This window comes from Bacteroides sp. NSJ-39, assembly GCF_014287315.1.
Taxonomy (GTDB): domain Bacteria; phylum Bacteroidota; class Bacteroidia; order Bacteroidales; family Bacteroidaceae; genus Bacteroides; species Bacteroides finegoldii.
Genome location: NZ_JACOOB010000014.1, coordinates 63,292 through 75,336, shown reverse-complemented (window position 1 = coordinate 75,336; position 12,045 = coordinate 63,292). Strand labels below are relative to the sequence as shown.

The following is a 12,045-nucleotide window of genomic DNA, read 5'->3' as shown; positions in this document are numbered from 1 at the left end:
CCTTTTTTTGCCCTATCCGGTCACATTTAATTTATATATTAAGTATCTTTGCACCCGAAAACAGAGAAATACAACCGATAAAATGAAAAGACATATTGTACTTATTGCAATCCTATTTTACGCAGCCTTTGCACAGGCACAAGAAGTTTTTGTAAATGCTGATTTCGTCAGCAGCTATATCTGGCGTGGTATTGACAGCGGCAATGCAAGTGTGCAACCCTCACTCGGCCTCAACTGGAAAGGATTGACCGTCTATGCTTGGGGCTCCACCGAGTTCCGGGAAAAGAATAATGAAATAGACCTTTCACTAGAATATGAGTACAAAAACCTGACTCTTTACTTCAATAACTACTTTACCCAAACAGAGGATGAGCCTTTCAAATATTTCAATTACAGTTCACACTCCACCGGACATACTTTTGAAATAGGAGTCGGATATATGTTTAGCGAGAAATTTCCACTATCTATAAGCTGGTACACCACATTTGCAGGAAATGACTACCGGGAAAACGGGAAACGCGCTTGGTCCAGTTACTGTGAATTGAGTTATCCTTTCAATGTGAAGGACGTAAATCTAAGTATTGAAGCAGGCTTTACACCTTGGGAAAGTTTTTATTCCAATAAATTCAATGTAGTCAACGTTGGATTATCAGCAACAAAAGAACTCAAAATTACATCCAATTTTTCTTTACCCATATTCGGAAAATTAATAGCTAACCCTTACGAGGAACAGGCCTATTTTGTATTCGGAATTACTCTTTAGTTTATTCATTCCTCTAATACAATTAGAACCTAACTTAACGACCGTAAGTGGGAATATGAGATCCCAATCCTAGAAACATAAAAAGTCGCCACTTATTAACGTGACGACTTTTCTATTCATTTCACTAGGAGTTATTTATTCGGATGAGAAAAATTAATTTGTTCACTCCATTGAGGTGTTCCACCAAGAGTTACATGGTTCTGGTTAGGACTACTATCCTTCAACTCATTACCCGTTCCTTCATCACATTTCCAATAACCTATCAACCCATCAGAATCTCCGGCAACTTGACGTGACATATTGTCTTTTATCACATTCTCTGAAAGACATTTCTTCCACATACGAATCTGTGCGAATTCTACTTGTTGTTCATATCCAAAACTTCCTATAGCAAAAGAAAGGCTTTTAAAAGTCCAGTCAATAGAATTTGCTAACGAATTATCCTTTACACCATCTTTATATACTGTAACTGTTGTACCATCATAGGTATAAGCAATATGATACCATGTATCAGGCCACCAGAATCCAGTAGTATCAAAATGACCAGCTGAATTTTGGAATTGTAAAATAGGAATCTGTACATTAGCTCCATCAGCATAATAGCGAAGAGTTAAATCAGAGAATGTGAGCGGTTGGGAATCAGGAACAAAAATTCGTGCCCTGAAATTTTTATTTCCCAAACCTTCCCAATCTCCTGTAGGTTTCCCTGTTATATTATCTACCTTCACCCAATATTCAAAAGTCCATTGTTCCATAGGAATGGCAGTACTAAACGTCTTAACAGTTCTATTTCCTTTTTTTATTATTACAGCTTTTTGCCTATGAGGTGAGGTTAGCAAATAAAGAAGATGATTCGCGTTCCCCTTCATTTCGACCGGTCCGTCCACAGAAGTAATTCGTATAGGAATAGCATATGCCTCACCATTTGAAGAACTATACGGCTTTATAATAAGATTAACAACCGGAGCTGAAACATTACCAGCAGAGATAGTGACTGTCTTTTCAAAATTTCGATATTCTTCCGGAAGCACTAAATAGTTTGCTTCATTTTTGTTATTATACTCCTCAAGCAACTGAGGATCAATATCCAGTGTGACAGTGACATCATGATCCATAGCACGAACTAAACGAACTGTCAGCGTTTTCACAACTTCTTCATCATCTACCAACTGCGTTATTATCTGTTGATCGAATTTATTAGAAGGTGCGGCCTCCTGAATGTATAATCCATTATCAATGGCCTTCATTTCCGCATCATCACAACCAAAAACTGATGCTAGAATAATTACCAATGCCACATATTTAGAAAATCTAATCATCTTCATAGTTTTCATTTTTAGTTATATTCATAGTATTAATGTTGGGCAGGATTCATCACCTGAATCACTTCACGCATAAAGAAATAGTCATTCACCGGACGGCACAAATTAAAACGATACGCTCCTACACCACCGATACGTGCATCTACTCCCGGACGATAATACATAGACATCCCCTTCAAAGAATATGTCGTCACACCGTCTCGAGTTGTAAACTGCGGTCCTCCGTCCGATTTATGTCTTTCGAAGTCTTCACACCAAACAGTTTTACGAAGAATTGTAGCTTCATCTTCTATTGATCCAAATTTAGCCAACAGTTTATTGAAACGAGTATCCAAATCAGTATCACCCGGGCTATAATATGCTTGAATCACATAGTAATCCAATAGTCCACCAGATTCTGTGTTCAAAGTCTGAGGTTCTCCATCCACCATAAGAATACGGCCAGTTCCCGATTTCGGTCCAAAATTTTTCGATAACTCATCAAGAAGAATGTGCATGCGTTCCGGATGACTGGAAATATTGCCTGGATAGCCCCAATTCGGTTCATAGTCAATATCAAAACCATCATAATCATACTTATTGACAGAATCCGCTATAACCTGTGCATATTTACGGATAGCAGCCTCAATACCCTCTGGGGAGCCATCACCATAGTGATTATTGTACGTTGGATGATTTCCGGTTGCATACCATCCCCAGTAAGCTGCCATAGCCTCTTCATAAGAATTATATTGCACACCGTCTACTATATGGTCATTCTCCACAGAAGCAGGCGTCATACTTCTACCAATATCCATGATATGCTGGCAATACAATATCCGAGTTCCTTTCTTTTCCCTAACCTCCTTAAGATCACTTTTCTGTGCTTCTGTCAAATTGAAAGCACCGCCCCACAAAGATACTAAATCCATGGAATCGGGAATACCTCTCAATTGGTTATTCATATTGTCACCTGTACCCGACCAATCACTATACCACCCAAAACAAATAGGATGATCTGTCTTTTTATATTCCCGTAAGGCTCGATAGTAATCCTCACTATTAATATTCACCGGTTCAGTAAATTTATTCTCCATTTCAGTCCAGTCACTACATTGTACAAATACTAGTACAGCGACAGACGCAAATATGAAATATATCAATCTTCTCATACTATAATCTTAAAATTAACCATTAATAATCTCTAATTTTTCAAAGCCCACCACAAATCGGTACCATTAGAGTCTCTCCCATCACTAAGCATAGTCACAGCAGCCTCCACATTTTCTTTATTCGTATTATACTCTGTGTCAGCAAAACGAAGACGGCGTTGCCCGCGAGCCGGTTTACAATCCGGATTTGCAGAATGTGTTGCCGGAAATATTTTCGGGAATCCCGTACGACGGAAATCCGACCAGCCATTTAAAGGATCCGGATAGAGAGCTATCCACTTTTGAGTAAGCACTCTCTCCAACATTTCCTCCGGAGTGGCACTTTTGTCCCATTTAATAGTGATAGTAGACAGATTACTATAATTGTCGGCAGAGTGATTGGGATCAACGTAATTTCCCGGTTTCGATTTATCATCATCCAAATACGCATCTACTCCGGTTACTTTAAATTCCTCAAAAGACAACCGAATTCCCTGTTCATAGAAAGTCTCTGCATCACCCTGCATATCCCAGCCTTTCAGCTCGCCTTCTGCACGTAAGAAAGCTGCTTCTGCAGCATACATCACCGGTTGCGGCAATGTTTTATCAGTCGTTATCATCAGGTTACTATAGTTCTGATAATCAGAAGGATTTGGAGCTACCGAAGATCCCGAACGGACTCCTACATAATCTTCAGAAAAGCCAGCCGCTTGCTTAGTAAAATAAGCGGAACGCCGTGGGTCCTTATACCCATTCATATATGAGGTAATACAAGCATTAGCTCTCACCTCGCCCCATCCGCTCACAATAGCATAGCCATTTTCATTGATACCACTGCTAGTTGTGTCATATGAACTATCGGAAACAGACTCCAACACACCACCACGTACAGCTTCTTCAGCTTTAGCCTGAGCATAATCTGCTACTCCGGACACCCGGATAGCCATTCTAAGTTTTAATGTATTGGCAAATTTCATCCATTTTTCGCAATTTCCGCCATAAAATTGATCTACTGCTGCCAAATCCTGATTAATCCCCAATTCCGCTGCAGATTTCAATATAGCAATTACATTATCCAAATCATCGAACATGGCACGCCAGGCAGTCGGTTCATCGTCATAAGCAGCCCTTATATCACCCGATTTCACTTTAGAGTAAGGGATAGGACCTTGCAGGGAGGCCATCATCTGCATTGCATAAATACGTGTCAACTGAGCCATAGCGTAGATAACACCCTTTTTCTCCGTAGCTTCCTCAATCCGGAAGAAGTTAGGATAAATGCGTGCATATATTTTAGCCCAGGTAGCAGCGTTATGATCCTCCATCGCATTATAATAAGCAAAAAGATTTTCCCCTTTTGACCAAGTACTAGGTGCGGTGATTTGTCCGCTAAAACAAGCCCACATACAATTTATATGCTGACAGTCATTTTGCATAGGTGCTGCATATACATTAAACATTCCCGACAGCAATGTATTAGCCGGCACTTTAGAAGGCTGGTACGGATTGGTGTTGAAATCCTCAAAATTAGTAGTACATCCTGCCATCAAGCATATAACAGCACTTGCTCCAATATATTTTATTATCTTGTTCATACCTATTTACTATTTAAAACTGAAATTTGACATTAAATCCAAAGTTTCTCGTACTTGGGAGCATATATGCATCAAATCCCTGATAGAAATTAGACGCAGCCGAAGTAGTCAGTTCCGGGTCGAAAGGTGCTTTGCAATAAATCATCCACAGATTCTTTCCTACAAGTCCGACAGTCATACCTAATTTATTGGCAAACCATTTCTTCGGCAATGTATAACTCAGGCTTAATTCACCCAAACGCACGTTTGTAGCACTATATGTGTAATAAACGGAAGCTGTTTGAATTGTCTGGAAGTAATTGCGTACATCTATTTTGGCTTGATTAATCGGTACGCCACCCGCATCACGAACATCCGCACTAATTTTAGACACACCGGCAGCATTCAATACTGATTGCGTTTCACTTAGTACAATACCTCCAAAACGTCCGGTAAATGTCATACCCAGATTTATACCTTTATATCCGAATCCCAAATTCCATCCCATATTCATCTTTGGCAAGATAGACCCCAAATGCGTTTCCTTATTTTCAAGGGCAAGACCTACTCCTTCCTCATTAAGGATATATCCATTGAGATCGCGTTTCAGCACTTTCTGACCATATACATCTCCCATTGAACCACCTACACGCAAAAGCAGACGGGCATCTAATTGTCCATAATGTAAAACATCCAACTCCGGCATTACGATCGGCTCTCCGGTAGCATAATTATAAGCGCCATCAGCTAATTGTTTTATTTCATTACGATTCCAAGTCAACGTATAATTAGTGTTGAAAGAGAAATCTCCCCACTTCTTATCATATCCTAAAGACATTTCAATACCTTCATTCATAATATTTCCACTTTGGATAGGAATAGATGAATATCCGGAAGAAGCAGACAAAGTTGCATGGAAAGTCTGATTGTAAGTATTGGAACGATAGTAAGTTAAGTTGAAACTGATATCATTCAGAAATCTGGCGTCTACCCCCACTTCCCATGATTTTGTGCGTTCTGGTTTCAATTTAGTATTCGGGTAAACAGAAGTCGTGTTCCAATTATGCGATGCTTCATCGTATGGATAAGTGACAGTAGTCATAAAACGATCGTAAGAATTACCTACCTCAGTATATGAACCACGAACTTTCAAAAAACTTAACCATTCCGGTGTATCAAACATACTTGTAAGAATAGCCGAAAGCCCTACCGACGGATAGAAGAATGATTTATAATCAGAGAAAGCCAATCTTGAATCCCAGTCATTACGTCCGGTTACCGTCAAATAAAGCATTGACTTCCAACCTAGTTCTGCATTCGCAAAGATAGCTCTAGTCTGATCATGCCAACCCTCTTGCTTTGGTTTCCATGCTTTATCAAAATCCAAATTATGAACAGCAAAGAAGTTATAAATCTTCAAGCCGCCTTCATATCCGATCGATTCATAACGACTGTCATTCAAAGATACACCCAAGTTTACATTCACAGACCAATCGTTAAAGTTCTTATTTACTGTAGCAATGGCATCTGCATAGGTAGTCTTTGACTGAGCCCAAGTATCATGATATGTTCCTCTGTCTCCTGCAGACAGACTACCGGTAGAAGCATACGCCTTGTATGTCTTACGATTTTCATAATTGTCAATTTTCACACGACCTGTGACATCCAACCAATCAAATATTTGATATTTCAGAGAAGCATTCACCATATAACGTGTTTTCTTATTCTCACGTATCTGACGGTTTTGTACCCAATATGGATTTGCCAGTCCACTGGAAATTTCTCCGTAAGGCCAATACTGTTCCATTATACCTAAACCCTCATTGTAACGCTCAAACATACGCACATCCTCAAAATTTTCCGAACGGGGGAATCGATAAAGTCCAGGCAGTGGATTATAATAGTATCCTTGAGATACCATATTTTTATCGTTCTGAAGAATATAGCTTGCACCGGCATCCAATGTCATTTTATCTTTCAAGAAACTGGTCGTGTTGCGTACAGTGAAATTATAACGGTTATATCCACTGTTCGGCAGGATATTCGTTGTATTGGTAGTGGAAGCCGACAAATAACTCTGGTTCTTTTGATTACCGGTAGACAAAGCTACAGAGTTTATCACGTTACTACCTGTACGGAAGAAATCGCGCGGATCATAATCGCTATTCACAATCGGTCCCCAGCTATCCACATTTCCTGCCACATTTCCGTACTTACTCTGCATTTCTGGCATCATCGCCACTTTCGAGAAAGTTGTATTGTTAGATACTGTCACAGACGTCTTGTCAACAGATCCTTTTTTAGTAGTAATCAGCACTACACCCGCAGCGGCAGCATTACCATACAATGCAGCAGCGGAAGGTCCTGTCAGCATAGAGATAGACTCTATATCTTCCGGATTAATATCAGCCGCCCCATCCGTACCCGGTTGGTCAGCAAAAACGCTTTGTGAATTGCCACCATTCATCATATTATACATGGGCACACCATCAATCACATAAAGCGCCAAGTTGGAAGAAGTGATAGACTTTACACCACGCATAACAACACGGGATGCGCCACCGGTTGAATTGGAAGAATTAATGGTAACACCGGCAACCTTTCCATTCAATGAAGAAATGAAGTTAGCGTCTTTCACAGTAGTCAATTCATCCCCTTTCACCTGTTGTACATTATATGACAAAGCCTTTTCCGCACGTTTTATACCTAATGCAGTCACAACGACTTCATCCAAGACTTCAGCGTCCTGTTTTAACACAACCTGATAAAAATCTTTATTTGAAACGGCAATCATTTGAGTTGCATACCCTATATAAGATATTTTCAACTTAGATTTATCGGAAGCTTTTATCATAAAGTTTCCATTCATATCAGTTATAGTTCCCGTAGAACTACCTTCCACCGAGATATTCACACCAATCAGTGGTTCTCCATTTTCATCAACTACCTTGCCTCTTATATTCTTCACTACAGAAGGCGCTACCGACTTTTGTTCGGTAACTATAACATAATTATCACGGATTTGATAAGTGAAACCTGTTCCTTTTAAGATTGTATCAAGCGCAGTAGTTATAAGCGCATTTTTCAAGTTCAGATTGGTAAGCTTTTTGCTTTTCAATTGAGAATCACTATAATTGATAGACATTTTAGTCTGTCTTTCCACAGATTTTAAAGCCTCAATTACAGTCATATTTTTCTGTTGGATAGTTATTTTACTATCTTTTTGCCCAAAAGCAGAGGTCTGCATCATTAATAATACTAAAAAAGTAAGAAAAACCTGTTTTTGGAGCACTCGTCCTGCTATTTCTTTATACATTTGTAGCATTTTCCTGGTATTAGTAAATTGGTTATTAATTCTATTTTGATTGGATTGCGTTAGTAACACGCTAATTTTAAGGAATTTTTCGATTTCATATCCGGAAGGAATGGCAGTTCCCTCCGGATATTTTTTTTTCATGGTGTGTTAAGTTAATAATTAGACATAGGGGTTCTTTTTCAATTAGTTATATAGCATTTATTGTCTTTAATCACATAGTGGATATCTCCAACTACTTGTGAAATAATTAACATAATTTCTTCCAACGTCACATTCTTCGGGAAACGGAAACTATAAGTATTATTATTCAAACTATGGAAACTATATACAAAAGTATATGGATACTTATGTTCTAGTCTCGTGAATATATCTTCCAAATGTGCATCACTAAATACAAGTTCTCCATGTTGCCAAGCTATCACATCATCAACTTGTGATTGTTGCAAACGACTTTTTTTGGTCAGCTTGTTATAAGATAACTGCTGGTTAGGTTTCAATATAACACTTGAGATTAAATTATCATACTCCACTTTTACACTGCCCGAAACTAAAGTAGTGTACACTTCGTCATTCTCCGAATAAGTATTTACATTAAACTCAGTTCCCAAAGCCGTAACCTGAAAATCAGATCCTTTCACAATAAAGGGATGTTCCTTATCCGGCATTACCTTAAAATAGCCCTCACCTATCAGATATACACTTCTGGTTTTACCATTAAAACTTTCCGGATAAAACAAAGTACTTTTTGAATTCAACATAACGGAAGTACCATCCGGTAATGTCAGTTCATGTATTTCTGCAGTTGGTATATGGCATTCTATCAAATCACTGGAAAAATCGTCTTTTTCCAATAATAAATAGATAGAAACCGACGATACAGCCAGCAACAACACCGACGCTACCTGCCAAATACGTAATATATATTTCTTTTGCGAAGAGACAGGACGCATACCTATATTTTGTTGCATACGGCGTATAGACTGCTGCATTCCCTGAGGAACTCGCTGCTGTCCGGCTTCTTCCCAAAGAGAAGTGAGCGCTTCCATTTTTTCTTCCTTATGTTCTTCATCAGCCAACCAATGCCGGAATTGCTTTTGGACGGAAACCGGATAGTCGTTCTGACTAAAAAGTTCTATCACTTGTCGAATATAATTCTTCATCATTATTTCATTATTATTTCTGCCTTATACTTTAAAGACAACTAAAATCATTATACTACTTAAGAGAGAAGAAAAAAAAACTAAAAAAAGAAGTATTTTCTTTAGGTCTATTAATGCTAGATAAATTTGGTGCTCTACCGTACGGATAGAAACACCCAATTTTTCCGCAATATCTTTATTGCTCAGTCCTTGAAATCTACTGGCCTCAAATATCATCCTCCGACGCTCAGGCATTTTTGTTAAAGCAAGCCGGAGAATCATAAGCAACTCTTTATAATAGATATCCTTTAGTGCCTGATCATCTTCTATTATTTCACAAAGTATCGCATTTTCTATAAAACTTACCTGGTACTCTTGCTCTATACGCTGATGCTTAAACATATTAAGAATAATATTCCGTGTTGTTACAAAGATATACCCATCCAATTTATCATTAGGATGTTGCCACATTTCCGGTTGTTGCCACAGTTTACAAAAAACATCTTGAGCAACGTCTTCTGCATCTTCGTCCGATTTCAGTAACTTTCGAGCAAAGTTCTTCACTTTAGGAAAGTTAACAGTGAAGAAAGATTGAAAGTCCTTCTCCATTTGTCTTTTATCATTTTCCATAATATTACCAAATAATAGCGGGCAAAATAAACATATTAGTTGCACATAAACAATACAAAAACCCTTTTTTATCGAAAAGAACAGTGATATACATATAACTAACAGAACAAAGAAATGCTTAACAATGTACATTTTTCGCTTGGAATTCTTGTCAGAACCAAGTGTTTGAGTAAATTTGCACGCTGATAGTTAACCGGATAGTTTGGATAGCAAGAGATTACTACTTGACTACTGGCTGCTAACTTATAGAAATACTAATACTAAAATTTATAGCATGAGTTTGAAAATTGTTGTATTGGCAAAACAAGTTCCCGACACACGTAACGTTGGGAAAGATGCCATGAAAGCCGACGGAACGATTAACCGCGCGGCACTCCCCGCCATCTTCAACCCCGAAGACCTGAATGCTCTCGAGCAAGCTCTCCGATTGAAAGATGCTCATCCAGGCTCTACCGTAACCGTTCTGACAATGGGACCGGGACGGGCAGCCGACATTATTCGTGAAGGACTTTTCCGTGGTGCAGATAACGGTTACTTATTAACCGACCGTGCTTTCGCTGGTGCAGACACACTGGCTACGTCTTACGCACTTGCCACTGCCATCCGCAAAATCGGTGAGTATGACATTATTATCGGTGGCCGTCAGGCAATCGACGGTGACACGGCACAGGTAGGTCCGCAGGTAGCAGAAAAGCTGGGATTGACGCAAATCACATACGCAGAAGAAATTCTGGAAGTGGGCGATGGTAAGATTAAGGTGAAACGTCACATCGACGGTGGTGTTGAAACTGTAGAAGGCCCATTGCCTATCGTGATTACTGTCAACGGTTCTGCAGCTCCTTGCCGTCCGCGTAACGCTAAATTGGTTCAGAAATACAAGCATGCAAAAACTGTGACTGAAAAACAGCAAGGCAATCTTGATTATACCGACCTGTACGACAAGCGCGATTATCTGAATCTGGCAGAATGGAGCGTAGCCGACGTAAACGGTGACCTCGCACAATGCGGTCTGTCCGGTTCGCCGACAAAAGTGAAAGCCATCCAGAACATCGTGTTCCAGGCTAAAGAGAGCAAAACCATCAGCGGCAGCGACCGTGACGTGGAAGACCTGATTGTTGAACTATTAGCTAACCACACCATCGGATAATCATGAATAACTTATTTGTATATTGCGAAATAGAAGAAGGTAACGTTTTAGACGTCAGCCTCGAACTTCTGACCAAAGGTCGTTCGTTAGCCAACCAGTTGAACTGTCAACTCGAAGCAGTGGTTGCCGGAACCGGCCTCAAAGATATTGAAAAACAAATCCTTCCTTACGGAGTAGACAAACTTCACGTTTTCGACGGCGAAGGACTTTACCCTTATACTTCACTTCCTCACACAGCTATCCTGGTGAATCTTTTCAAAGAAGAGCAGCCGCAAATCTGTCTGATGGGTGCTACTGTAATCGGTCGTGACCTCGGTCCGCGCGTTTCTTCTGCTTTGACCAGCGGATTGACTGCCGACTGTACTTCACTTGAAATCGGTGACCACGAAGACAAGAAAGAAGGCAAGACTTACAAGAACCTGTTGTATCAGATCCGTCCGGCTTTCGGCGGTAACATCGTTGCTACGATTGTGAACCCGGAACACCGCCCGCAGATGGCAACCGTTCGCGAAGGTGTGATGAAGAAAGAAATCCTCTCTCCGACTTATCAGGGAGAAGTGATCCGTCACGATGTGAAAAAATACGTAGCCGATACGGACTATGTAGTGAAAGTAATCGAACGCCACGTAGAAAAGGCAAAGAACAACCTGAAAGGTTCTCCGATTATCGTAGCCGGCGGATACGGTGTAGGCTCGAAAGAGAACTTCGACCTGTTGTTCGACCTCGCTAAAGAACTTCACGCAGAAGTAGGTGCCAGCCGTGCTGCTGTTGACGCAGGTTTCGCAGATCACGACCGCCAGATCGGTCAGACAGGTGTTACGGTTCGTCCGAAACTCTACATCGCTTGCGGTATCTCCGGACAGATTCAGCATATCGCCGGTATGCAGGAAAGTGGTATCATCATCTCCATCAACAACGACCCGGATGCTCCGATCAACACGATTGCCGATTACGTAATCAACGGAACTATCGAAGAAGTTGTGCCGAAGATGATTAAGTATTATAAACAAAATAGCAAGTAAGG

General features: G+C 40.1%; 9 protein-coding genes. 3 read left to right on the top strand and 6 right to left on the bottom strand.

Annotated features, from left to right (window positions below):
- The first annotated feature begins 82 nt into the window (after positions 1–82).
- The gene (locus tag H8S63_RS15040; protein ID WP_186927248.1) at positions 83–763 is read left to right on the top strand and encodes a hypothetical protein; all 681 of its coding nucleotides are present in this window, start codon (positions 83–85) and stop codon (positions 761–763) included.
- A gap of 131 nt (positions 764–894) precedes the next feature.
- Here the strand turns inward: H8S63_RS15040 and H8S63_RS15035 are convergent, their stop codons facing one another.
- The 6 genes from H8S63_RS15035 to H8S63_RS15010 all read right to left on the bottom strand — a co-directional run bounded on the left by H8S63_RS15035 (position 895) and on the right by H8S63_RS15010 (position 9,874).
- Positions 895–2,088: a BT_3987 domain-containing protein gene (locus H8S63_RS15035; RefSeq protein ID WP_229102125.1), complete on the bottom strand. Its 1,194-nt coding sequence runs from the start codon at positions 2,086–2,088 to the stop codon at positions 895–897.
- Positions 2,089–2,117: 29 nt separating this feature from the next.
- Positions 2,118–3,236 (bottom strand): glycoside hydrolase family 18, encoded by a 1,119-nt coding sequence (locus H8S63_RS15030; protein WP_186927246.1) that lies wholly within the window; start codon positions 3,234–3,236, stop codon positions 2,118–2,120.
- 32 nt (positions 3,237–3,268) lie between these two features.
- A complete protein-coding gene (locus H8S63_RS15025) occupies positions 3,269–4,810 on the bottom strand; it encodes a SusD/RagB family nutrient-binding outer membrane lipoprotein (RefSeq protein WP_007748475.1) in 1,542 nt (513 codons plus the stop codon).
- Between the two features lie 13 nt (positions 4,811–4,823).
- Entirely contained in the window at positions 4,824–8,114 is a 3,291-nt protein-coding gene (locus H8S63_RS15020; protein WP_186927269.1) for a SusC/RagA family TonB-linked outer membrane protein, read from the bottom strand.
- 170 nt (positions 8,115–8,284) lie between these two features.
- The gene (locus H8S63_RS15015) at positions 8,285–9,265 is read right to left on the bottom strand and encodes a FecR family protein (protein ID WP_186927268.1); all 981 of its coding nucleotides are present in this window, start codon (positions 9,263–9,265) and stop codon (positions 8,285–8,287) included.
- A 24-nt stretch (positions 9,266–9,289) separates the two neighbouring features.
- Positions 9,290–9,874 (bottom strand): RNA polymerase sigma-70 factor, encoded by a 585-nt coding sequence (locus tag H8S63_RS15010; protein WP_055278982.1) that lies wholly within the window; start codon positions 9,872–9,874, stop codon positions 9,290–9,292.
- Between the two features lie 274 nt (positions 9,875–10,148).
- On the opposite strand from H8S63_RS15010, the gene H8S63_RS15005 reads away from it, so the two are divergent.
- Both H8S63_RS15005 and H8S63_RS15000 read left to right on the top strand, forming a co-directional pair.
- Positions 10,149–11,021 (top strand): electron transfer flavoprotein subunit beta/FixA family protein, encoded by an 873-nt coding sequence (locus H8S63_RS15005; protein ID WP_004314244.1) that lies wholly within the window; start codon positions 10,149–10,151, stop codon positions 11,019–11,021.
- A 2-nt stretch (positions 11,022–11,023) separates the two neighbouring features.
- Positions 11,024–12,043 (top strand): electron transfer flavoprotein subunit alpha/FixB family protein, encoded by a 1,020-nt coding sequence (locus H8S63_RS15000; RefSeq protein WP_055278939.1) that lies wholly within the window; start codon positions 11,024–11,026, stop codon positions 12,041–12,043.
- Positions 12,044–12,045 lie beyond the last annotated feature (2 nt).

Excerpts from the sequence above, each read along its gene's own strand:
- H8S63_RS15040 (WP_186927248.1), top strand. The coding sequence starts at position 83 with ATGAAAAGACATATTGTACTTATTGCAATCCTATTTTACGCAGCCTTT.
- H8S63_RS15035 (WP_229102125.1), bottom strand. The coding sequence starts at position 2,088 with ATGAAGATGATTAGATTTTCTAAATATGTGGCATTGGTAATTATTCTA.
- H8S63_RS15030 (WP_186927246.1), bottom strand. The coding sequence starts at position 3,236 with ATGAGAAGATTGATATATTTCATATTTGCGTCTGTCGCTGTACTAGTA.
- H8S63_RS15025 (WP_007748475.1), bottom strand. The coding sequence starts at position 4,810 with ATGAACAAGATAATAAAATATATTGGAGCAAGTGCTGTTATATGCTTG.
- H8S63_RS15020 (WP_186927269.1), bottom strand. The coding sequence starts at position 8,114 with ATGCTACAAATGTATAAAGAAATAGCAGGACGAGTGCTCCAAAAACAG.
- H8S63_RS15015 (WP_186927268.1), bottom strand. The coding sequence starts at position 9,265 with ATGAAGAATTATATTCGACAAGTGATAGAACTTTTTAGTCAGAACGAC.
- H8S63_RS15010 (WP_055278982.1), bottom strand. The coding sequence starts at position 9,874 with ATGGAAAATGATAAAAGACAAATGGAGAAGGACTTTCAATCTTTCTTC.
- H8S63_RS15005 (WP_004314244.1), top strand. The coding sequence starts at position 10,149 with ATGAGTTTGAAAATTGTTGTATTGGCAAAACAAGTTCCCGACACACGT.
- H8S63_RS15000 (WP_055278939.1), top strand. The coding sequence starts at position 11,024 with ATGAATAACTTATTTGTATATTGCGAAATAGAAGAAGGTAACGTTTTA.